The organism is Pseudomonas sp. 21 (assembly GCF_000955805.1).
Classification (GTDB): domain Bacteria; phylum Pseudomonadota; class Gammaproteobacteria; order Pseudomonadales; family Pseudomonadaceae; genus Pseudomonas.
In genome coordinates this window covers 834,778-854,726 of the sequence record NZ_JYOA01000003.1, presented here as the reverse complement: position 1 = coordinate 854,726, position 19,949 = coordinate 834,778, and the positions used below count along the sequence as shown (strand labels likewise).

Here is a 19,949-nt window from a genome sequence, read left to right as displayed (position 1 = left end):
TAGCGTTCCATTTTCAGAACGATAGCGACAGGCCAACCCTCAAACCCACGGCTCACAGGGGCTGTGCCCCTGAGCGAACGCCGCCCACTGCCCGAAGTACCGTCCCAGGGCCTCCCGCTTTCACGTCTTTCAGAAACCCACCTACCGATGGTCACGCAGGTCTTTACAAGAAATACTGTATTTACATACAGTACTTTCCATCCACCCCGAACCGGAGGCCTCCCATGCACGCCGCAACCTACAATCAGCTGTCCGCCCGCGTGAACGCCCTGCTGGCAGACCCGACCACCCTGAAGAACCTCGGCATCACCCTGCGCCGCGAAGCCAGCGATGACTCCGCCGCCTGGAGCCAACTGGTCACCGACCTGCGCCAGGCACCGAACCTGACCCTGTTGCCCCTGCAGGACGGCGCGATCCGGCTGGCCTGGCACAGCTGGCTGGATTGATCGGCAACTGGGAAAGCGAAGCAGGATGGACCGCGAACTCCCCATCCCTGGTGAATTACGGCGAACCGGTCCGCGCCGTATCGGCGATGGCATTGCAGGTAGTGGGGTTGAGGCAGTAGGTGATGTAGGTCGCCTGCTTGTTACAGCCGCGCACGCCGATGGTGTACTCGGTGCGCTCCATGGCGCGGCGGACACTGGTGACCTTGCTCGACAGCACGCTGCTGGTGATCGACTCGCAATTGAGCTCGAACTTCGCCCGAGATTCGGTGGCATTGATCGCGGCCTGCTGGTTCGAGGCGAGGAACTCTTCGTTGCTCATGCAACCGGACAACGCGGCGACAGCAGCCAGCACCGGCAGGGACAGCGGTAGACGTTTCATGGTGACGCTCTCCGTGTGGATCCCCCGGTAGGGTCAGCTTCTGGAGTCTAGATCGCGCTGAAGGAAACGTCCGATGTGCAGTCCGTCGGCTGATACGGCGCAACGCCACTACGCTTCTACGCTCACCTCTGAGGGTATTGCAGTGGAGCGACGCGTGATGAATCTCGACGACGATTTCAACCTCGGTGATTTCAACTTCGATGACCTGAACATCGATGAACTCAGCCTGGTTCCCATGGAACCCGCCGCCCCGCCCGTTGCGGCGATGCCGGCCAAGCCCAGGGCCAAGTTCCAGATCGACACCCGCCACGGCGAACGCCGCTGCAGCGCCGACCGACGGCAAACCATCCGCTTCGAAGACGACCGCCGCAAGGGCGACCGCCGCGGCAGCAGCGTCAGCGATCCCTGGGCGAAGACCGTCGACCTCTGAGCGTCGGCAGTGCCAGGTGATTTGCCGGGGCCCGGGCTGAGCTGCTAGAAAGCGGTATCGCATTCAGATTTCCGATACCGCCATGAGCGACAGTGATAAACCGAATACCCGTCTCTTCGACCTCGATCTGCTCCGTGCCATCGTCACGGTGGCCGACTGTGGCAGTTTCACCACGGCCGCCACACGCCTGCACTCGACCCAGTCCACCGTCAGCCAGAAGATCCGTCGGCTGGAGGACATGGCCGGACATCGCCTGCTTGAGCGCGGCAATCGCGATGTGCTGCCCACCGACGCCGGGGACACGCTGCTGGGCTACGCCCGGCGCTTGCTGGCGTTGAATGACGAGATGGTCGAGGCGCTGTCCGGCGCCACCGTGGCGTTGACGGTGCGCATCGGCGTGCCGGACGACTTCGCCACCGGGCGCACCACCGAGCAACTGGCCGCGTTCAACCGCCGCTATCCGCAGGTGAAGCTGGAAGTCACCAGCGGGCTGAGCCGCGATCTGTCCGCCAGCTACGACCGCGGCGAGTTGGACCTGGTGCTGCTCAAGCAACGGCAGAACGCCCGCGAGGCGGTGGCCTGCTGGCCAGAGAAGACGCGCTGGGTGGACAGCGCGAAGAACGCCTGCATCGGGCTGGACCCGCTGCCCATCGTCACCTTTCCGCCACGCGGGGTGTACCGCGACGAGATGATCGCCGCGCTGGAATCCATCGGCCGGCGCTGGCACATCAGTTTCACCAGTTCGAGCCTTTCCGGCATCCAGTCGGCCATCGCCGACGGCATGGGCATCGGCCTGCTGCCGCAGCGCGCGGTCACGACGGAACACGCCGTGCTGCCGAAGAATATCGGGCTACCCTCGGTGGACGTGTTCGAGGTGGCGATGTTGCACCGGCCAGCGGTGGACCCGATGGTGAAGGAGCTGGCGCGGGTGCTGTCGCGGGTCCTGGCGCAGGACACGAAAGGCTGAGCGCCATCACTCACGCATTCAGAAATCGAATACAGCGGATTCCAACATTTAATTTGTGCATGAACACGCCGCTGGATATCGTGGTTTCCAGCGACGGCCAGCGCACCGACAAGCGCGCCGCTCTGCACGAATTGCTCACCACGGCGCCGTACGCGCCGGGCAGCAAGACAACAATGAGGAACCAACCCATGGCCAAATCCAGCTATTACGCGCCGCACGGCGGGCACCCGGCACAGACCGAGCTGCTCACCGACCGCGCCATGTTCACCGAAGCCTATGCCGTGATCCCCAAGGGCGTGATGCGTGACATCGTCACCAGTCACCTGCCCTTCTGGGACAACATGCGCATGTGGGTCATCGCCCGCCCGCTCTCGGGCTTCGCCGAGACCTTCGCGCAGTACATCGTCGAACTGGCGCCCCAGGGCGGCAGCGACAAGCCCGAGCAGGACATCAACGCCGAAGCGGTGCTGTTCATCGTCGAAGGCGAGCTGACCCTGACCCTGCAGGGTGAAGTGCACAAGATGCAGCCGGGCGGCTACGCGTTCATTCCGCCGGGCGCCGACTACAAGGTGCGCAACACCAGCGGCCAGCACACGCGCTTCCACTGGATCCGCAAGCACTACCAGAAAGTCGACGGCGTACCGCTGCCCGAAGCCTTCGTCACCAACGAGCAGGACATCGAGCCGAAGGTGATGCCGGATACCGAAGGCCGCTGGAGCACCACCCGCTTCGTCGACATGGCCGACATGCGCCACGACATGCATGTGAACATCGTCAACTTCGAGCCGGGCGGCGTGATTCCGTTCGCCGAGACCCACGTCATGGAACACGGCCTGTACGTACTGGAAGGCAAGGCGGTGTACCGCCTGAACCAGGACTGGGTCGAAGTGGAAGCCGGCGACTTCATGTGGCTGCGCGCCTTCTGCCCGCAGGCCTGCTACTCCGGTGGCCCGGGTCGCTTCCGCTACCTGCTGTACAAGGATGTGAACCGCCACATGCGCCTGACCCTGAACCAGCCGCACTGAGCGGCAGGTTCGGCCGGGAGCTGACTCCGGTTCCCACAGCGACACCTGAAAAACCGGCGCCCAGGCGCCGGTTTTTCTTTTGTCGCGCAGCCGGTACCGTGACCGGTCTCGCGTGGCAAGCGTGGCCCATTCTGCTAAAACATCTGGCTGGAAAACGTTTCGCAGTCGCCGAGGAAACAGGTACATGGAAGTCCGGTTCTTGCCGCAGACCGAGTTCGACAACGTCCATTTCTACCGCGCCGCCACCCTGCTGATCCTGCTGGCGATGGCTGTCTTCACCCTGATCAAGATGTTCAGTGGCGTCGTTGCCCTGTTCTCCGCCCTGCCCCTCTGCCTGCTGCTGCTCGGCGGGCGCTTCGCCGTGGAGTGGCAGCGGGTTTCGAAGGCTGAGCCTGCCTTCATCGACAAAGGTGAGTTGGTGCTGTGCGGCAAGGACAGCCACCGGCAGATCGCCCTGGAGAAGATCAGTTCGGTGCGCAGCCGCCACAGCCTGTTCATGGTGCGCCGCTATCGCTCCTGGTCGGAGCACCTGGCGTTCGTGGAGTTCACCCTGGACAGTGGTGAGCGTGTCTCGTCGCTTGCCGAGAGCCGCGTCTTCGAACTTCCCGCCGCCTCGGCCACCCTGGAGGCGGCCAAGGCAGCCATTCTCGCGGCGAAGGTGAAACGCCAGGGCGGCGAATCGGACGCCGTCAGCGGCGGTCGCTGAGGACTCAGGGCGAGCCGAACATCGCCGTCCAGTAGATGCCCGCGTCGCTTTTCGGGTCCGCCGCGTAGGCTGCGCCCAGTTCGCTGTATTGCGGGTTCATCAGGTTGGCGCAATGGCCGGGGCTGGCCAGCCAGCTGTCCACCACTTTCTGTGCGTCAGCTTGCCCGGCAGCGATGTTCTCGCCGACGCGCTGGCCGGCGTAACCGTCCAGTTCCGCACGGTCGCCCGGCGTGCTGCCATCACGGCCCTTGTGGTCGAAATAGTTGTTGTTGGCCATGTCGCGGCTGTGCGCTTCGGCGGTGCCGCCCAGAGTGGCGCTCCAGCTCAGCGCACCGGCCGGACCGAAGGCCTGGCCGCCGCACTGGCGAGCCTTGCCGCGTGCGGCGTTGATCGCCTGCAGCAGCTGTTGCCCTTCCGCTTCCCAGGTGCCCAGCCTGGCCTGCACCAGCTGGCGACCGAGCAGCACGCGCCAGTCATCCCCTTCGCGGACGATGCCGACATCGACGAACTGCGGGTCCAGCAGCACCTGGCAGAAGCTCTCCTGCAGCGCCTTCATGGCGGCCGTCACGTTGCGTGGGCCGGTGAGGCTGAGCATGCGCACGCTGCTCATCGGGTAACCGGTCTGGTTCAGCGCAGTCTTCCATTCCCCCGCCGAGACCGGTAACGCCAGGCGCGAGTCCGGTGACAGCGGCGGCAGCACCTGGGAGGCCTGGCCGGCGCAGGACTGCACGTCGCCGCGATAGGCGTTGATGGCTTCGAGCAGTTGGTCCTGGTCAGCCGCGCCGGCGCAGGCGGCGGCCAGCAGGCCGAGCGACAACAGCAGGCTACGCGGAAGGAACGACTGGCTGGGCATGGACGGCTCCGATGGTCGAAAAGGGCTCAATGATGCGTGATTTCTCGGCATTTGGCTGCGGCTGCCGCACTCGGGTTCCCTTGGCGGAAAAACCTGGAAAAGGTTGGGTATCACCCCGATGGGAAAATTGCCAGGCGGCCTGACATAGGGCAAGGGGGCCCCGAACAAGCGTTGTATGTCGCCCGCCATATCGGACAATTCAGGAACCTGAACAGTTACCGAGTCACGGCAGGAGGTACGCAGTGCTCAAACCGATTCGCGTCTTCTGCTTTATCTTTCTGCTGGCGGTGCTCGCCTCGCTGCTGGCCGGCTGGCACATGCTACAGATGAAGCAGGATGCGCTGGCCTACGCCCATGCCAGTGGCAAGAACACCCTGCTGCTGGTGGAGCGCGAGTTCCATCGCGACCTGGATGTGCATGCGCAGACGCTGCTGACCCTCTCCAATGTCATCACCGGCCCGGCAACTCCGGACCTGTCGCAGCAGGTCCTGCAGGAACTGGTCGAAGGCCACGCCGCCGGCTCGATGCGCGCGGGCACGCTGGTGGTGACCGACGCCCAGGGCCGGTTGCTGGCGGACCTGAACCATGCCGGCGAGTCCAGCCGCGACCTGTCGATGCGCGATTACTTCAAGAATGCACGGAACAATCCTGATCGACTGTTCCTCAGTCATCCCTTCCTGCCGTCCTATCCGGGCTCCTCGGTCAGCACCGCGCTCAGCCGTGCGGTGATCGACAAGGATGGCCAGTTCGTCGGCGCGGTCGCCGCGATCAAGGAGCTGAAGCACCTGGAGTCCTTCGTGCGCGGCATCGATCTGGGCAAGCTCGGGGTGATCTCGATCCGTCTGCTCGACGGCACCATTCTGGCCCAGTGGCCGCCGGATCCGCAGCGAGCCAACGAGGAAGAAGTCGGCACCTTCCGCGAGTTCGTCGACAGCGGGCAGAACGACTATTTCCGCCAGCAAAACGGTGCTTCGAACGCCTACTGGCGCGGCTACCGGCGCATCGGTGACTACCAGGCGGTGGTCTCGGTGGAGCTGTGCCGCGAAGCGATCCTGAACACCTGGACCGCGCGCACCTGGATCACCGCCGGGTTATTGCTGGCGATCAACGCCGCGACCCTGTTCTTCGCCTATCGCCTGACCCGGCACCTGCGCCGCCGCGACGCCAAGGAGAACAAGCTGCGCACCCAGGCTGACACCGACCCGCTGACCAGCCTGCGCAACCGTCGCTGGTTCGATGAGAAGGCGCAGCAGGAATGGCAGCGTCGCCGCACCGGAGACGGCCACCTGGCGGTGCTGATGATGGATATCGACCAGTTCAAGGCCTACAACGACCACTACGGCCACCCGCGTGGCGACCTGGCGCTGATCAATGTCGCGCACCTGGTGCGCAAGGGCTGCCGCCGCGAGGAAGATGGCGCGGCGCGCTATGGCGGCGAGGAGTTCGTGATGATCCTCCCCGGCTGCGACAGCGCCGCCGCCGCGCAGGTCGCCGAGTCTATCCGCCGCGAGGTGGAGGCCACCGCGCTGCCCCACGAAAAGAGCCAGCGCGGCGTGGTGACCATCAGCATCGGCGTGGCCAGCACCTCCGACACCGAGGCAGAGAGCATCGAGGCGCTGATCGCCGCGGCGGACGCCAACCTTTACCGGGCCAAGGAAGGCGGGCGCAACCGGGTGGTGGCGTGAGCGCCGCTCAGCGCGGCAGCATCACCTCGACTTCCTGGATATCGAAATCGCGGCGCAGGAACTCCATGCGCCGCTCGTGGAACTCGCGCATGTGCGGCAGCGAGGAGTGAATGGCCAGGTGCTCGCGGCTCTGCCAGACCTCGAAGAAAGTGAACAGGGTCGGGTCGCTGGCGTCGCGCAGCATGTGGTACTGGATGCAGCCTTCCTCGGCGCGGCTGGGGGTCAGGTAGGTACGGAACAGGTCCTCGAAGACCTGGGATTTTTCCGGAAGGGTGTGGGCCTGGAGGGTGAAGGCGTACATCGGATTAGCTCCTGGGAGATGAAAGGATTGCCTAATCCTGACGCAAATCAATCTTCTTCATTCTTGATTCTCACGCACGGATCATTTGTCCGAAAACGGGTGTTTCCACCCTGCTCCGCTCGATATTCTGCCGCCATCCGATTCCTCACTTCAGGGCCCACACCATGAAAAAGATCCTGCTGATCAATGGCGGCAAACAGTTCGCCCACTCCGACGGCCGCTACAACGCCACTCTGCACGAAGCCGCCATCGCCCACCTGGACCATGCCGGTTTCGACGTGAAGGAAACCTTCATCGACGGCGGCTACGACATCCAGGAAGAAGTGCAGAAGATGCTCTGGGCCGACGTCATCGTGTACCAGATGCCCGGCTGGTGGATGGGCGCGCCCTGGACGGTGAAGCAGTACATCGACGAAGTGTTCACCGCCGGCCACGGCAGCCTCTACGCCAACGACGGCCGCACCCGTTCCGACGCCTCTCAGAAGTACGGCAGCGGCGGCCTGCTGCAGGGCAAGCAGTACATGATCTCCGCTACCTGGAACGCGCCGCAGCAGGCCTTCGACGACCCGACCGATTTCTTCGAGGGCAAGGGCGTGGACGCGGTGTACTTCCCGTTCCACAAGGCCAACCAGTTCCTGGGCATGAGCCCGCTGCCGACCTTCCTCTGCGTGGACGTGATGAAGCGCCCGAACATCGAGGGCGATGTGCAGCGCTACCAGCAGCACCTGAGCGAAGTGTTCGGCGTCTGAGGCGGAAATTTGCGCAGGAGCGGACTCCGTCCGCGATGTCTTCCCGGCTGCTCCGGCGATGGGCCGTTCGCGAGCAAGCTCGCTCCTACAAGGAACACTGGCAAAGTGTTCGGCGTCTGAGGCAGACACTTGCGTAGGAGCGGACTTCGTCCGCGATGACTCCCCGGCTGCTCCGGCGTCAGGCGGTTCGCGAGCAAGCTCGCTCCTACGAAGGGCAAGCCACCCGCCGCCTGGCATTGGGTTCGCGCCCGGAATCGGCTAGGCTTCGCTTTTTCCTACTGCCTGTTCAGGAGTTATCCCATGGCCCGTGCATCCGCTCGTCACATCCTGGTTTCCAGCGAAGCCAAGTGCAAGGAACTGAAAACTGCCATCGAAGGCGGCGCCGATTTCGCCCAGGTGGCGCGCGACAACTCCACTTGCCCGTCCGGCCGCAGCGGCGGCGACCTGGGCAGTTTCCGCCCGGGCCAGATGGTCCGCGAGTTCGACCAGGTCGTGTTCAGCGCCCCGCTGAACGTCGTCCAGGGTCCGGTGAAGACCCAGTTCGGCTACCACCTGGTGGAAGTGACCAGCCGCGAGGACTGATCCGCTTCGCCCGCGCCGCGCCCGTCTGACGGGGCGGCGCCTGCTCTCCCTCCCGCCCGGCTTCCCGCTCCAGATCCCCGCGTCACATCGGCCCGCCCCGAGCCACCAGCATCACTCCCAGCCCCACCAGGATCGACCCGCACACACGCGGCATCAGCCGCTGTCCGCGCCCCTTGCCCAACGCGCCGAGCAACAGCGAGGCGAACAGCACGGCGAGCACGTCGGCGGTGGAAAACACCAGGTTGACGATCATCCCGAGAATGAAGAACTGCAGGCCCACCGGCAGGCTCGCAGACGGGTCGACGAACTGTGGCAGGAAGGTCAGGAAGAACAGCGCCGTCTTGGGGTTGAGCACCTCGACGATGATGCTGTCGCGCAGCACCTTCGGGCGCGCCTCGCCCACTTCCTCGCCACTGGCGCCCAGGCGGCGACGGCCGAAGATCATCGTGCCGCCGAGCCAGATCAGGTAGGCGGCGCCGGCCAGCTTCAGGGTGAGGTACAGGTTCGGTGCATGGTGCAGCAGTGCGGCAAGACCGGCGCTGGCGGCGAGGATGTGCGCGTAGCAACCCAGGTGAATGCCCAGCGCGGCGTGCAGGCCGGCGCGGCGGCCGTGTGCGAGGGTCTGCGAGGTCATGTAGAGGATGGCCGGGCCCGGCATGCAGGCGAATGCCAGCGTCGCCACGGCGAACGAGGCCCAGTAGGCAGGCAATATCATGGTGTGATCCTTCCCTTGATCGGGTATCGGCCGGCGCTCATCGAGGCGGCGTCTGGTCCGTGACGGGAAAGGTTAAGCAGCGCGGGCGGCCGGGCACATACGGCAGTTGCCGTATTTTTTCCCGGAGTGCCGGACGCTAGTCTCTGCCGGACGACTCATCCATTCATCCATGGGACGGGGACGCGCGGCATGCGCACGCAGGCAAGGCACAGGTTCGACTCAGGCGCTGGGCAGCCCCAGGCGCACAGCGAAGGCGGCAAGCTCCGCGGGGCTGTGCAGGTCGAGCTTGCGCATGAGGTTCTCGCGGTGCTTGCGCACGGTCAGCGGGCTGATGCTGAAGTGCTCGGCAATTTCCCGCGCGCTGTGCCCCTGGGCGGCCAGGATGAGAATCTGCCGCTCGCGCTTGGTCAGCTCCACGGCCGACAGCAGGCCGGCATCGACGGGCACGCGCGCGTTCGGGCTGTCCAGCAGGACGCGCAGGCTGTGCGCCAGGAAGTGCCGGCCGTGGCGCAGGGCATCGATGGCTTCGAGCAGCTCGCCGGTATCATCGCTTTTGCTCAGGTAGCCGTGTACGCCGGCGTCGAGCACCGAGCGCACTGTGGCCGTTTCGGTGTTGGCGGTGAGTACCAGTATCTTCAGCCGGGGGTGGCGCTGGCGCAGTTCATGGATGAACTGCAGCCGGTTGAGGCCGGGCATGTTCAGGTCGAGCAGGAGCAGGTCCGCGCCCTGTTCTTCCAGCAGGGTATGCAGGCGCATGCCGTCGCCCGCCTCACCCACCACCTGGATGCCGTCCTGGGTCGACAGCAGCAGGTGCAGGCCGTCCCGTACAATGCCGTGGTCATCGGCGATGACCACCCGCCATTCGCGCTTCCCGTCCATCTTTCGTCTCCCTGAGGCATTTCGGATATGCACAACAGCCTGCAGCAGCGCGATCTGGTCGAACTCTTGTTCCGCCAGTCCTACGCCGTGCTCTTTGCCAACCTGGTGATACCCCTGCCGGTGCTGTACATCTTCCGCAACGCCCTGTCGCCGACGACGATGGTCTTCTGGTTGGTCGCGCTCTACGCGCTCACGCTGGGGCGGATTGTCCTGGCACGCCTGTACTTCCGGCAAGCCCCGGCGCGCACGCGGGAAGAAAAATGGCTGTGGAGCAACACGCTGCTGTCCTGGGCCAGCAGCCTGCTGTGGGGGTGGCTGGGCTGGGCCGGATTCGCCCATGGCGATCCGCAGTTGTTCGCCTTCACCTGCATCGTGCTCACCGGCCTGGTGTGTGGCGCGGTGCCGTCGCTGTCGGCCTTTCCGCCGGCCTATGTCGGCTCGCTCAGCGCAATGCTGCTGCCCATGCTGGTGCTGTGCCTGAGCGTCGCCGATGAGCAGCACACTACTTACAGTTTCTTCATCGTCTGCCTGGCCGGGGTCAACCTGTACTACAGCCGGGTGACCTACCGCAGCCTGTGCGAGACCATCCGCCTGCGCCAGGAGAACTCCGAGCTCGTACAGGACCTGCGCGAGCAGCGCGACCGTGCCCGCGCCGCGGACCGCGCCAAGTCGCGCTTCCTCGCCGCCGCCAGCCACGACCTGCGCCAGCCGATCCACGCCCTCGGGCTGTTCGTCGGCGCCCTCTCCGCCCTCGCCGAACGCGGCCCGGTCGATGCCCGCCAGGCGCGCGACATCGCCACGCGCCTGCGCGCCATGCTCGGCAACCTGGGCGACCTGCTCAACGGCCTGCTGGATATCTCGCGCCTGGACGCCGGCGTGGTACCCGTGGCGCGCGAGCCGATCTCGCTGCACAAGCTGTTCGCCGACCTGCGCGAGGCCTATGCCGGCACCGCCAGCGAGCACAACCTGCGCTGGCGTGTGCAAAGCAGCCGGCTGTGGGTGGACAGCGACCCGCTGCTGCTCAAGCGCGTGCTCGACAACCTGCTGAGCAACGCCTTCCGCTATACGCCGAAGGGCAGTGTGCTGCTGGGCTGCCGGCGGCGCGGCGACGAGCTGGAAATCCAGGTGATCGACACCGGCGTTGGCATCCATGCCAGCCAGCAGGACGTGATCTTCGACGAGTTCGTCCAGCTGCATAACGCCGAGCGCGACCGCAAGCAGGGGCTCGGCCTGGGCCTGGCCATCGTGCGCCACACCGCACGGCTGCTCGGGCATCCCCTGGCGTTGACCTCCGAGGCCGGCCGGGGCACCTGCTTCAGCCTGCGCGTGCCACTGGCCGAGACGCCGTTGCAGGCGCCGCCCATGCCGATGCCGGCGGCTGCGCGCGGGCCCGGCCTGGGCATCATGGTGGTGGAGGACGAAGTCGACGTGCTGCACGCGCTGTGCAGCCTGCTGGAGGTCTGGGGCCATCGCGTCTATCCGGGCACCAGCGCCCTGCTCGCCTGCCAGCGGCATATCGAGGCCAGCCACACTGGCCGCGCGCCCGTGGACCTGATCCTCAGCGACTACCGACTCGGTGAAGGCCAGACCGGCGCCGACGCCATCCGGCGTATCCGCAGCTACCTCTCGCGCAAGGTGCCGGCGCTGATCATCACCGGTGACACCTCTCCCGAACACCTGCGCGAGGCCGCCGCCAGCGGCAGCCAGCTGTTGCACAAGCCGCTGGACACCGACCAGCTGCGCGCCGCCATCGCCAGCAGTCAGGATGTGACCAGTACCGCCTGAAATCTAGCGCCAGGCCTTGTGGCACGCGGGCTACGCCGGTTCATCCGGGGCTAAAGTCGCGGCCGGATCGGCCGATGCAATGGGTGAAACGAATCGGCAGCAGCCTTCGTGCCTCACCACTAGAGAAAGCCCACGAATGTTCAACTCGCGTCTGAAGCAGGAACTGGCCTCCCTGCGTGAAGAACTCGCCTCCGTCGAAGAGATCCGCGCCAGCCTCGACGAGGAAATGCTCGTGCTGTTCCTCGACCCCCGAGGGCGCATCGAGTCGGTGAATGCCAACTTCGAGAAAGAGATGCTCCACCGCGGCGAACAGCTCAAGGGGCGCGCACTGCTGGACCTGATTCCTGACCACGTCCGCGGGCTGGACTTCCACCTCAAGGTGAAGCACGCCATCGAGCGCGGCGAACACCTGGCCGGGGTGATCCGCCTGCTGCGCGGTGACGGCGAGGAAGCCTGGCTGCGCTCGATCCTGCAGCCGGTGCACGACGGCAGCGGTGCGATCCAGCGCTTTTCGATCTACGCCAGCGACCTGACCCGCACCATCGAGAACTCCCGCGAGCACGAGAACCTGATCGAGGCGCTGCAACGCTCCACCGCGGTGATCGAATTCAACCTGCAGGGCGAAGTGCTCGCCGCCAACGACCGCTTCCTCAACGCCATGGGCTACAGCCTGACGCAGATCCGGGGCAAGCATCACCGGATGTTCTGCGAGCCTGCCGAATACAACTCGTCGCAGTACGACGCCTTCTGGGCCAAGCTGCGCCGCGGCGAGTTCGTCACCGGCCGCTTCAAGCGCCTCGACAGTCGTGGCCACGAGGTCTGGCTGGAGGCCTCCTACAACCCGATCATCGACGCCCACGACCGCCTCTACAAAGTGGTGAAGTTCGCCACCGTGATCACCGAACAGGTGCACCGCGAGAACGCCGTCGCGCAAGCGGCGACCATCGCCTTCGACACCTCGCAGACCACCGACGACAGCGCCACCAAGGGCGCCGCCGTGGTCCAGCAGACGGTCGAGGTGATGCGCGAACTGGCGGACCGCATGCAGGAGGCCGCCCAGGGCATCGAGGCGCTGGACCGCCAGTCCCAGGCCATCGGCGCGCTGGTGCAGAGCATCCGCAGCATCGCCGACCAGACCAACCTGCTGGCGCTCAACGCCGCCATCGAAGCCGCCCGCGCGGGTGACCAGGGACGCGGCTTTGCGGTGGTCGCCGACGAGGTGCGCCAGCTCGCCTCGCGCACCAGCGCCGCCACCGAGGAAATCACCCGCGTGGTGGAACAGAACCAGCACCTGGCCGGCCAGGCCGTGGCCATGATCGACCGCGGCAAGCAGCAGGCCGAGCTGGGCCTGGAACTGTCCGGCCAGGCCGGCACGGTGATCATCGAGATCCAGGACAGCGCCCAGCGCGTGGTCAACGCCGTGGGCCAGTTTGCCAACCAGCTGTCGACCTGAGGTGCTTGCCTGCGGCACGTCAACACGGCGTGCCGCAGCCTCCCCTAGTCTCCCGTCCGGCATTGCAGCTAGGCTCAATGCAGATGCGCCCTCTCGCCATCCAAGGACAAACCCATGAGCGACTCGCCCCTCCCCGACGTCATCCAGTATCTGCGCCTGCTGCCCGAGCGCGGTGGCTCGGACATGTTCTTCAGCGTCGGCGCGCCGCCGCACCTGAAGGCCGAAGGCCACAGCCAGCCGGCGGACGATCGCGTGCTGCAACCCGGCGAAGTGAAGACCCTGGCCTGGCAACTGATGTCGCCGGCGCAGGCGCAGGACTTCGAGCGTGACCTGGAGATGAACCTGGCGCTGAGCGTGCCGGACGTCGGGCGATTCCGCGCGAACATCTACTTCCAGCGTGGCGAAGTGGCCATGGTGGTGCGCCTGATCAAGCAGGTGATCCCCGACGTCACTTCCCTCGGCCTGCCGTCGATCCTCGACAAGCTGGCCATGCAGGACCGCGGGCTGATCCTGGTGATCGGCGCGGCCGGCGCGGGCAAGTCGACGACCCTGGCGAGCATGCTGGACTTCCGTAACCGCCACCGCTCCGGGCACATCGTCTGCATCGAGGACCCCATCGAGTTCCTCCACACCCACAAGAAATCGATCATCGACCAGCGCGAGGTCGGCCTGGATACCCACAGCTACGAAGACGCCCTGCGCAACGTGCTGCGCGAGGCACCGGACGTGATCATGCTCGGCGAGATCCGCGACGCCGCCACCATGCAGCATGCGCTGCACTACGCCGAGACCGGCCACCTGTGCGTCGCCACCCTGCACGGCACCAGCTGCCGCCACGCCATCGAGCGCATCACCCGCTTCTTCCCCGACGAGGCGCGCCCGCAGGTGCTGGCCGACCTCTCGCAGAACATCCTCGCGCTGGTCGGCCAGCGCCTGGTGCCCGGCACCCACCAGCGCCGCGCCGTGGCGGTGGAGCTGGTGATGGGTACGCCGCACATCCGCGGCATCATCCAGCGCGACGAACTGCCCGAGCTCAAGGGCGCGGTGGAACGCGCACTGGAAAGCGGCATGCAGAGCTTCGACCAGAGCCTGTACAAGCTGCTGGAGGAAGGCCGCGTGAGCGTGAGCGATGCGCTGAAATTCGCCGACTCGCGCACTGACCTTGCGCTGAAGATCAAGCTGGAGCGCGGTATGGACGACGACAGTATCGGGCCGGCGTTCGGTAACTGAACGCGCCTGCTCCGAATGTGCGAAAGCGTGGCCAATCGCGGACAGAGTCCGCTCCCACGCACGCCTGCGCACCGCGCTGACCGGTTACGTGGGAGCGGACTCCGTCCGCGATCGATCCCCGGCAACGCCAACCTTCGCAAAGGCCCCGAAAGGCATCACATCCCCTTCAACAATGCGTCGATATCCACACTCTCCGCCATCGCCCGGTTCCCCGCATCGCCGGGGTGCAGGTGGTCGCCGCTGTCGTAGGCCGGCAGCAGGCGCAGCGGGTGGGCCGGATCGCGCAGGTGCGCATCCAGGTCCACCACCGCATCGAATTCACCGCTCTCGCGAATCCACTGGTTCACCCGTTGGCGCAGCGCTTCCTTGCCGGCCGCATGGTAGTTCTCGATGGGCGACCCGCTGAGCGCACGCTCGAACGGCAGGATGGTCGCGCCGATGAGGCGCACGCCACGCACATGGGCCTGGGCGATCAGCTGGCGGTAACCGGCGACCAGGTCCTCGTACTGCACCAGCGGGTTGTTCGGCGCGAAGGTGCTGCCGGGCCAGGCGATGTCGTTGATCCCCAGCGCCACAATGGCCGCCTTCACACCCGGCTTGCCCAGCACGTCGCGCTGGAAACGCACCAGGGCGCTCTGCCCCATGCCGTCGGAGAGCAGGCGCGCGCCGGAGATGCCGGCATTGATCACGCCCACCTCATGCACCGCCAACCGCTGCGCCAGCACGTCCGGCCAGCGCTGGTTGCCGTCCAGGCTGGCACCACGGCCATCGGTGATCGAGTCGCCGAGCACCGCCACCACCGGGCGTGCTTCGGGGCTCTCCACCAGCACGTCGGCGAGGAACAGCCGCGCTTCCATCTTGCCGTCTGCCGGCAGGCGCGCAGCGTCGAGTTGTTCACCCGGTCCGCCATGGACGCGCTGCTTGCCATCCCAGTGGAAGCTTTCGATGGCAGTGGGCTGCGGCAGATAGATCGATACGGCCAGCTCGCCCAGCGGCGGGACGGCCAGATCCAGCGGATCGCTCAGCAGCTCGACGCCCGGTGCGATGTAGGCCGTGGGTTGGCCGGCGAAAGTCAGGCGGTGGCTCGGGCCAGCGAGCTGCCCGGCGGACGCGCCAAGTGCCACGGCGACACCTCCGATGGCCACCGGCTGGCGGCCATAGGCGTTGGACAGCGCGATGCGCACGCGCCGGCCACCCAGGCTGACTTTCACGCTCTGCCGCAGTGTGTGGTTGCCGATCACCGACGGCACACCCAGCGGCAGCGGTACTTCCCGGCCCCAGGCACGCTGCGGGCTGGCGCTCCAGGTCGCCTGCCAGTGTCCTTCTCCGGCCTGCGCCAGCGGCAGGGCCAGGGTGATCAGGGTCGCGAGCAGCAAGCGTTTCATGGCGTTCCTCGATAGCGGTAATGGGTTGAGCACAGGCTCGGCCATTCCCAACCGCGACGGTAGACGGCATATTTGCAGACCCGTCATTCGATAAACGAATAGGACATGGATACCCTCAAGGCGTTGCACTGTTTCGTCCGCGCCGTGGAGCTGGGCAGTCTTTCTGCCGTGGCCCGCGAGGCCGGCAGCAGCCAGCCGACAGTGAGCAAGACCATGGCGGCACTGGAGCGGCAGGTCGGCGCGCAATTGCTGATCCGCAGCACCACCCGCGTGCAGCCCACCGAGCAGGGCCGGCGCTTCTACGAACATGCCCGGCAGACGCTGGAAAGCTACGCCGAGGGCGTCAGCGAGGCCCGTGGGGAGACCGAGCAGGTACGCGGCCGCCTGCGGGTCAGCGCACCGGTGAGCCTGGGCGTGCTGCGCCTGAATGCGCTGCTGCTGGAGTTCATGCAGCTACACCCGGAGGTCGAGGTGGAACTGCTGCTCAACGACCGCTTCGTCGACCTCGCCGAGGAAGGCATCGACCTCGCCTTGCGCCTGGGCGGCGAATTGCCGGAGCAGTTGATCGCCCGCCCGCTGGCCCGCTCGCCGCGCTATCTGGTGGCCGCTCCGGCATGGCTCGCGCGGCAGTCCGGGCTGCAGGCTCCCGAAGACCTGCCGCTGGCCGACTACCTGCGTTTCGCCTGGCTCGACGCCGGGCAGAATCTGCTGCTGCGTCATGCCGACGGGCGCGAGCTGAGCCTCGCCACGCGCAGCCGCTACACGGTGAACAGCTCCCTGGCGATCCGCGAGAGCTACTGCCTGGGCGCCGGTTTCGGCCTGACCCCGGCCTGGCTGGTGGCCGACCTGCTGGCCGACGGCAGCCTGCAACGTCTGCTTCCGGAGTGGTGCGGGCCTGCCCAGGAGGCCAGCCTGCTGTATCCTTCGCGCCTTTTTCTGCCGGCCCGGACCCGCGCGCTGATCGACTTCTTCATCGAGCGCCTGCCGCGCCTGCCCGGTTTTGAAGCTCTATGAGCCTTCGCGCGGCCCTTGTGTAGTGCAGCGGCTATGCTTTTCGCCAATGAGCAGAACCGGCGCGCCCACCGACCGGTCGAACCCTGACACCCGCTCCCGAGGGACTTGCATGGGCAAGCAACACACACCTTACCTGCTGGCCGCCCTGGCCCTGCCGCTGCTGCTCGCCGGCTGCTCGACGAACGCCGGCAACCCCTGCGACGAGCCACTGAGCGGCGAGGCCTGCCGCCAGGAGCGCCTGCTCTACCAGAACGACATGCTGCAGGCGAAGCTGCTGATCGCCAGCGGCGACCTGGCCAACTACGAGCTGGCCGAAGCCCTGCTCGCCCGCTCCATGGAGGCGGACGTACGCGGCGAGGCGAGCTTCTACATGGCGCTGCTGAAGATCAAGGAAGGCCCGCAGGTGGACGAGGTGTTGCCGCTGCTGGAGAAAGCCGCCGACGCCGGCCAGCCCTACGCCGTGGCGCTGCTCTACAAGATCTGGTCCGAGCCCTTCCTGGTGGAGCAGGCCGACCCGGCGAAGGCCCGGCAGTATCTTGAGGACTACGGCAACCTGGACGTCGCCAAGAGCGGCTACCCATCGTTCGAGAAGGCCACCGCGCTGGTCAACTCACTGCTCAGCGAACCACCCGCCGTCGCCGGCCAACCGGTTCAGCCCTAGCCTTCATCGGGCGTCGGAGCGGCCCGCTCGAAGGTCCTCTCGCCCTCGTCCTTGCCGTGGGGCAGATGGTGCTCGATCACCGCGTTGAGTTCCGCGCCCAGCAGCAGCACCGCCGACGAGATGTAGAAGTACAGCAGCAGCACGATGATCGCCCCGACGCTGCCGTACATGGCGTTGTAGTCGGCGAAGTTCTTCACGTAGTAGCCGAACCCCAGCGATGCGGAAATCCACAGCACCACGGCGAGCATCGAACCGGGCGTGATGAAGCGGAACTTCTGCTGCACGTTGGGCGTGACGTAGTAGATGATCGCCACCGCCATCATCATCAGCAGCACGATCACCGGCCAGCGCAGGATGCTCCAGAGGATCACCACGAAGTCCTCCAGGCCCACCTGGGCGGCGATCCAGCCCATCACCTGGGGCCCGAGGATCATCAGCGCGGCGATCAGCATCAGCATCGCTACCAGGCCGAAGGTGTAGAACAGCGACAGCGGGATGCGCTTCCAGGCCGGACGCGCCTCGCGCACGTCATAGGCGGCGTTGAGCGCGATCATCAGCGAGCGCACCGCCGCCGAGGACGACCACAGCGCGACCACGATACCGATGGACAACAGCCCGCCCTGGCGCTGCTGCAACTGGTCGATGACTGGGTTGACCTGTTCCAGCGCCTGCGCCGGCAGCACATAGTCGGCCTGCTGGCGGAGGAAGTCGAAGAACTCCGGCAGGTGCAGGAAGCCCAGCAGCGCGATGAGGAACAGCAGGAAGGGAAACAGCGAGAACAACCCCTGGTAGGCCAGCGCGGCGGCGTAGGTGGGCATCTCGTCGTCGAGGAATTCCTTCAGCGTCAGCCTGATCAGTTTCCAGGGCCCCAAACTGAGCCCGCGCATGTCCATGAATCGCATCCCGCACCGTCCTCCCGATGAGCGTCCCGCCCGCCGGCGGGCTGCAGGGTGGACCTGCGCACCGCCGGCAAAGTTGCAACAAAAGCGCGACGCAGAGCGCCCGCCAGCACAGACCATAGCTGCTGGCGGGGCGTGGAGGCCAGAGCGGGTGCGGTTTCAGTCGGCCAGACGATAGACCTTGGCGAAGCGCTCGGCCTTCACCACGCCGTAGTCGCCGGGGGCGTACTGCATGACCCAGTCGCCAGCGCAACCGGTGAGGCGGTCGCCACCGGCCGAGCGCAACAGGGTGAAGGGCTCGTCCATGCGCCGGGCCAGCACCGGGCTGGGGATATTGCGGTAGGCGCCCGGCTCGCCGTGGGCAAGTGCGGCATCGGCAGGCCGGTACTTCGGATCGAAGCGCTCGCGGGAGACGACCCAGCGCTCGCCGGTCGCGCTACTGACAATTGCGTCGCCGACGGCATAACGGTTCGGCCCTTCAAGGCTCATCAATTCGCCTGCCGCAGCGGCAAATTCGACAGTGACGGTTTCGTCCTTCACCACGCGTTGCGCGGTGGGATCGGTGCGGAGGTCGACCTGGGTCAGTTCGATCATGGCGGGACTGCGGACCTGCGGAAAAAGGTGGGGAAAAGAACGGGGCAAGCCTACTCGCAAAAGAATCACCCCGCGAGCGGCCAGCGGCTGGCAGTGCTCTACACTCACAGACCATGAGCGTGCCGTCACCGCACACTCGACCGAACCCGACCACCCCCTGGCAGTCGCACCTGCTTAGCCTGCACCTTCACGCCACTCCCATCAGCCGTACAGGAATTTCCCATGCCGTTTGCCCGTCTCGCCCTGCCCTTCCTGTTGCTTGTCAGCCTTGCCGTCCACGCCGAAGACACCCCCGAAGAAGCGAAATTCCTCAAGGAATCGGCGGACTATTTCGACCAGGTGACCAAGTCCAACCTGCCGCGCCAGGTGGACAAGGTGACCACTCTCAACAGCGTGCAGCTCGACCCGGCGAAGAAGATGCTGTATTACCGCTACGCCATCTCCAACCTGCGCCTGGACGCCATGGACCTGGGCGCCCGCGCCAAGTTCGAGAACGGCCTGAAGAAGCAGCTCGAAGGCACCACCTGCGAGCAGCCCGACCTGTTGCAGCGCTTCCGCGAGCATCACCTGAGCGTTACCCACGAGTATGCCGGCAGCGACGCCAAGCCGCTGGCCAGCATCACCATCGATCCGCAGACCCTGAGCTGCGCCAAGACCTGACGCTGCCCCGAAGAACCACCCATGAGCCGTGCCGATTACCATCAGGAAAACGCCCAGCGCGCCGAGGCCGAAGCCCGGCGCCTGCTGGCCGAACGCGGGCCGCTCGGCGCCCGCTGGTTGCCCTGGGTGGCCGGCGAGCTGTACCGGCTGAGCCCGCCGCACTACGCCAACATGGTTCGCCGCGAACTGGAGCGCCTGACCGCCGGCTGAACGGCCGCCTGCCACGGGACTATGCTGAAGCAGTCAGCTCTCGGCCCGAGGGCGTCCCCTGGAGGACAGGCTCATGAAAGGTCTCGACGCGAAGAAACAAGCGAAGAAGAAGCCGCTGAAAACCGCGCACGAAAAACGCATGGCCAAGCGGCAGAAGAAAACCGGCAAGTCGCTGCTGGGTACTCCGCAACAACCGTCCTGAGGGTACGCCCCTCGTCTTGCGGATGGCCCTCAGTGGGGCTGTCCGCCCTCCCTGCTCGAAAAGTCGCAGCGAACCTGTAGGAGCGCGCCATGTGCACGATCGCGGGCATGGCCCGCTCCTACACTGAGTTCCGACGTGC

Annotated in this window: 24 protein-coding genes and 1 pseudogene; 17 read left to right on the top strand and 8 right to left on the bottom strand. The window is 66.1% G+C overall.

Features of this window, described 5'->3' with window-relative positions; translation table 11 throughout:
- Positions 1-224: 224 nt before the first annotated feature.
- Positions 225-446 (top strand): DUF1654 domain-containing protein, encoded by a 222-nt coding sequence (locus tag UB43_RS09540; RefSeq protein ID WP_045210207.1) that lies wholly within the window; start codon positions 225-227, stop codon positions 444-446.
- A 55-nt stretch (positions 447-501) separates the two neighbouring features.
- On the opposite strand, the gene UB43_RS09535 is transcribed toward UB43_RS09540, so the two are convergent.
- Entirely contained in the window at positions 502-825 is a 324-nt protein-coding gene (locus UB43_RS09535; RefSeq protein WP_045210206.1) for a hypothetical protein, read from the bottom strand.
- A 157-nt stretch (positions 826-982) separates the two neighbouring features.
- Between UB43_RS09535 and UB43_RS09530 the strand changes: the two genes are divergently transcribed.
- The 4 genes from UB43_RS09530 (at position 983) to UB43_RS09515 (ending at position 3,953) form a co-directional block, all read left to right on the top strand.
- Complete coding sequence (locus tag UB43_RS09530) at positions 983-1,255, top strand: hypothetical protein (protein ID WP_045210205.1); 273 nt, start codon at positions 983-985, stop codon at positions 1,253-1,255.
- A gap of 82 nt (positions 1,256-1,337) precedes the next feature.
- Complete coding sequence (locus UB43_RS09525) at positions 1,338-2,222, top strand: LysR family transcriptional regulator (protein WP_045210204.1); 885 nt, start codon at positions 1,338-1,340, stop codon at positions 2,220-2,222.
- Between the two features lie 188 nt (positions 2,223-2,410).
- Entirely contained in the window at positions 2,411-3,247 is an 837-nt protein-coding gene (locus UB43_RS09520) for a bifunctional allantoicase/(S)-ureidoglycine aminohydrolase (RefSeq protein WP_045210259.1), read from the top strand.
- 184 nt (positions 3,248-3,431) lie between these two features.
- Positions 3,432-3,953: a hypothetical protein gene (locus UB43_RS09515; protein WP_045210203.1), complete on the top strand. Its 522-nt coding sequence runs from the start codon at positions 3,432-3,434 to the stop codon at positions 3,951-3,953.
- A gap of 4 nt (positions 3,954-3,957) precedes the next feature.
- On the opposite strand, the gene UB43_RS09510 is transcribed toward UB43_RS09515, so the two are convergent.
- The gene (locus tag UB43_RS09510; RefSeq protein ID WP_045210202.1) at positions 3,958-4,806 is read right to left on the bottom strand and encodes a CAP domain-containing protein; all 849 of its coding nucleotides are present in this window, start codon (positions 4,804-4,806) and stop codon (positions 3,958-3,960) included.
- 242 nt (positions 4,807-5,048) lie between these two features.
- Here UB43_RS09510 and UB43_RS09505 point away from each other — a divergent pair, with 242 nt between their 5' ends.
- The gene (locus UB43_RS09505) at positions 5,049-6,491 is read left to right on the top strand and encodes a diguanylate cyclase (protein WP_045210201.1); all 1,443 of its coding nucleotides are present in this window, start codon (positions 5,049-5,051) and stop codon (positions 6,489-6,491) included.
- 7 nt (positions 6,492-6,498) lie between these two features.
- On the opposite strand, the gene UB43_RS09500 is transcribed toward UB43_RS09505, so the two are convergent.
- Complete coding sequence (locus UB43_RS09500) at positions 6,499-6,792, bottom strand: putative quinol monooxygenase (protein WP_045210200.1); 294 nt, start codon at positions 6,790-6,792, stop codon at positions 6,499-6,501.
- 164 nt (positions 6,793-6,956) lie between these two features.
- Here UB43_RS09500 and UB43_RS09495 point away from each other — a divergent pair, with 164 nt between their 5' ends.
- Together UB43_RS09495 and UB43_RS09490 are read left to right on the top strand one after the other, a co-directional pair.
- Positions 6,957-7,541 (top strand): NAD(P)H-dependent oxidoreductase, encoded by a 585-nt coding sequence (locus tag UB43_RS09495; protein ID WP_045210199.1) that lies wholly within the window; start codon positions 6,957-6,959, stop codon positions 7,539-7,541.
- Positions 7,542-7,841: 300 nt separating this feature from the next.
- Complete coding sequence (locus UB43_RS09490) at positions 7,842-8,123, top strand: peptidylprolyl isomerase (RefSeq protein WP_045210197.1); 282 nt, start codon at positions 7,842-7,844, stop codon at positions 8,121-8,123.
- An 82-nt stretch (positions 8,124-8,205) separates the two neighbouring features.
- On the opposite strand, the gene UB43_RS09485 is transcribed toward UB43_RS09490, so the two are convergent.
- Both UB43_RS09485 and UB43_RS09480 read right to left on the bottom strand, forming a co-directional pair.
- The gene (locus UB43_RS09485) at positions 8,206-8,838 is read right to left on the bottom strand and encodes a LysE family translocator (RefSeq protein ID WP_045210194.1); all 633 of its coding nucleotides are present in this window, start codon (positions 8,836-8,838) and stop codon (positions 8,206-8,208) included.
- Positions 8,839-9,057: 219 nt separating this feature from the next.
- Positions 9,058-9,717: a response regulator transcription factor gene (locus UB43_RS09480; RefSeq protein ID WP_045210192.1), complete on the bottom strand. Its 660-nt coding sequence runs from the start codon at positions 9,715-9,717 to the stop codon at positions 9,058-9,060.
- Positions 9,718-9,744: 27 nt separating this feature from the next.
- Here UB43_RS09480 and UB43_RS09475 point away from each other — a divergent pair, with 27 nt between their 5' ends.
- The 4 genes and pseudogenes from UB43_RS09475 to UB43_RS09465 all read left to right on the top strand — a co-directional run bounded on the left by UB43_RS09475 (position 9,745) and on the right by UB43_RS09465 (position 14,185).
- Positions 9,745-11,502: a hybrid sensor histidine kinase/response regulator gene (locus tag UB43_RS09475; protein WP_045210190.1), complete on the top strand. Its 1,758-nt coding sequence runs from the start codon at positions 9,745-9,747 to the stop codon at positions 11,500-11,502.
- Positions 11,503-11,581: 79 nt separating this feature from the next.
- Positions 11,582-12,415 (top strand): annotated as a pseudogene (locus UB43_RS30295) (PAS domain-containing protein); the annotation flags it as partial.
- Positions 12,395-12,955, top strand: coding sequence for a methyl-accepting chemotaxis protein (locus tag UB43_RS30290; protein WP_371318968.1), 561 nt, complete (start codon positions 12,395-12,397; stop codon positions 12,953-12,955). The pseudogene UB43_RS30295 and the gene UB43_RS30290, both read left to right, overlap by 21 nt.
- 114 nt (positions 12,956-13,069) lie before the next feature.
- Positions 13,070-14,185: a PilT/PilU family type 4a pilus ATPase gene (locus UB43_RS09465; protein WP_045210185.1), complete on the top strand. Its 1,116-nt coding sequence runs from the start codon at positions 13,070-13,072 to the stop codon at positions 14,183-14,185.
- A gap of 155 nt (positions 14,186-14,340) precedes the next feature.
- Here the strand turns inward: UB43_RS09465 and UB43_RS09460 are convergent, their stop codons facing one another.
- On the bottom strand, positions 14,341-15,615 hold the full coding sequence (locus tag UB43_RS09460) for an SGNH/GDSL hydrolase family protein (protein WP_371318961.1): 1,275 nt from the start codon (positions 15,613-15,615) through the stop codon (positions 14,341-14,343).
- A gap of 60 nt (positions 15,616-15,675) precedes the next feature.
- Between UB43_RS09460 and UB43_RS09455 the strand changes: the two genes are divergently transcribed.
- On the top strand, positions 15,676-16,584 hold the full coding sequence (locus UB43_RS09455) for a LysR family transcriptional regulator (protein WP_045210182.1): 909 nt from the start codon (positions 15,676-15,678) through the stop codon (positions 16,582-16,584).
- Positions 16,585-16,693: 109 nt separating this feature from the next.
- Positions 16,694-17,245: a hypothetical protein gene (locus UB43_RS09450; RefSeq protein WP_045210180.1), complete on the top strand. Its 552-nt coding sequence runs from the start codon at positions 16,694-16,696 to the stop codon at positions 17,243-17,245.
- On the opposite strand, the gene UB43_RS09445 is transcribed toward UB43_RS09450, so the two are convergent.
- Together UB43_RS09445 and UB43_RS09440 are read right to left on the bottom strand one after the other, a co-directional pair.
- A complete protein-coding gene (locus tag UB43_RS09445) occupies positions 17,242-18,147 on the bottom strand; it encodes a YihY/virulence factor BrkB family protein (protein WP_045210179.1) in 906 nt (301 codons plus the stop codon). The genes UB43_RS09450 and UB43_RS09445 overlap by 4 nt on opposite strands.
- A gap of 156 nt (positions 18,148-18,303) precedes the next feature.
- Positions 18,304-18,738 carry a PGDYG domain-containing protein gene (locus tag UB43_RS09440; protein ID WP_045210175.1) on the bottom strand — a complete coding sequence of 145 codons (435 nt, stop codon included), beginning with the start codon at positions 18,736-18,738 and terminating at the stop codon, positions 18,304-18,306.
- A 222-nt stretch (positions 18,739-18,960) separates the two neighbouring features.
- Between UB43_RS09440 and UB43_RS09435 the strand changes: the two genes are divergently transcribed.
- The 3 genes from UB43_RS09435 (at position 18,961) to UB43_RS30060 (ending at position 19,810) form a co-directional block, all read left to right on the top strand.
- Complete coding sequence (locus tag UB43_RS09435; protein ID WP_045210173.1) at positions 18,961-19,398, top strand: hypothetical protein; 438 nt, start codon at positions 18,961-18,963, stop codon at positions 19,396-19,398.
- Between the two features lie 21 nt (positions 19,399-19,419).
- Positions 19,420-19,608, top strand: coding sequence for a hypothetical protein (locus UB43_RS09430; protein WP_045210172.1), 189 nt, complete (start codon positions 19,420-19,422; stop codon positions 19,606-19,608).
- Between the two features lie 73 nt (positions 19,609-19,681).
- Positions 19,682-19,810 carry a hypothetical protein gene (locus UB43_RS30060; RefSeq protein WP_017516671.1) on the top strand — a complete coding sequence of 43 codons (129 nt, stop codon included), beginning with the start codon at positions 19,682-19,684 and terminating at the stop codon, positions 19,808-19,810.
- Positions 19,811-19,949: the final 139 nt, after the last annotated feature.

Bases quoted from the DNA above. Each gene is read 5' to 3' on its own strand.
- UB43_RS09540 (WP_045210207.1), top strand. From the start codon at position 225: ATGCACGCCGCAACCTACAATCAGCTGTCCGCCCGCGTGAACGCCCTG.
- UB43_RS09535 (WP_045210206.1), bottom strand. From the start codon at position 825: ATGAAACGTCTACCGCTGTCCCTGCCGGTGCTGGCTGCTGTCGCCGCG.
- UB43_RS09530 (WP_045210205.1), top strand. From the start codon at position 983: ATGAATCTCGACGACGATTTCAACCTCGGTGATTTCAACTTCGATGAC.
- UB43_RS09525 (WP_045210204.1), top strand. From the start codon at position 1,338: ATGAGCGACAGTGATAAACCGAATACCCGTCTCTTCGACCTCGATCTG.
- UB43_RS09520 (WP_045210259.1), top strand. From the start codon at position 2,411: ATGGCCAAATCCAGCTATTACGCGCCGCACGGCGGGCACCCGGCACAG.
- UB43_RS09515 (WP_045210203.1), top strand. From the start codon at position 3,432: ATGGAAGTCCGGTTCTTGCCGCAGACCGAGTTCGACAACGTCCATTTC.
- UB43_RS09510 (WP_045210202.1), bottom strand. From the start codon at position 4,806: ATGCCCAGCCAGTCGTTCCTTCCGCGTAGCCTGCTGTTGTCGCTCGGC.
- UB43_RS09500 (WP_045210200.1), bottom strand. From the start codon at position 6,792: ATGTACGCCTTCACCCTCCAGGCCCACACCCTTCCGGAAAAATCCCAG.
- UB43_RS09495 (WP_045210199.1), top strand. From the start codon at position 6,957: ATGAAAAAGATCCTGCTGATCAATGGCGGCAAACAGTTCGCCCACTCC.
- UB43_RS09490 (WP_045210197.1), top strand. From the start codon at position 7,842: ATGGCCCGTGCATCCGCTCGTCACATCCTGGTTTCCAGCGAAGCCAAG.
- UB43_RS09485 (WP_045210194.1), bottom strand. From the start codon at position 8,838: ATGATATTGCCTGCCTACTGGGCCTCGTTCGCCGTGGCGACGCTGGCA.
- UB43_RS09480 (WP_045210192.1), bottom strand. From the start codon at position 9,717: ATGGACGGGAAGCGCGAATGGCGGGTGGTCATCGCCGATGACCACGGC.
- UB43_RS09475 (WP_045210190.1), top strand. From the start codon at position 9,745: ATGCACAACAGCCTGCAGCAGCGCGATCTGGTCGAACTCTTGTTCCGC.
- UB43_RS09465 (WP_045210185.1), top strand. From the start codon at position 13,070: ATGAGCGACTCGCCCCTCCCCGACGTCATCCAGTATCTGCGCCTGCTG.
- UB43_RS09460 (WP_371318961.1), bottom strand. From the start codon at position 15,615: ATGGCCGAGCCTGTGCTCAACCCATTACCGCTATCGAGGAACGCCATG.
- UB43_RS09455 (WP_045210182.1), top strand. From the start codon at position 15,676: ATGGATACCCTCAAGGCGTTGCACTGTTTCGTCCGCGCCGTGGAGCTG.
- UB43_RS09450 (WP_045210180.1), top strand. From the start codon at position 16,694: ATGGGCAAGCAACACACACCTTACCTGCTGGCCGCCCTGGCCCTGCCG.
- UB43_RS09445 (WP_045210179.1), bottom strand. From the start codon at position 18,147: ATGCGATTCATGGACATGCGCGGGCTCAGTTTGGGGCCCTGGAAACTG.
- UB43_RS09440 (WP_045210175.1), bottom strand. From the start codon at position 18,738: ATGATCGAACTGACCCAGGTCGACCTCCGCACCGATCCCACCGCGCAA.
- UB43_RS09435 (WP_045210173.1), top strand. From the start codon at position 18,961: ATGCCGTTTGCCCGTCTCGCCCTGCCCTTCCTGTTGCTTGTCAGCCTT.
- UB43_RS09430 (WP_045210172.1), top strand. From the start codon at position 19,420: ATGAGCCGTGCCGATTACCATCAGGAAAACGCCCAGCGCGCCGAGGCC.
- UB43_RS30060 (WP_017516671.1), top strand. From the start codon at position 19,682: ATGAAAGGTCTCGACGCGAAGAAACAAGCGAAGAAGAAGCCGCTGAAA.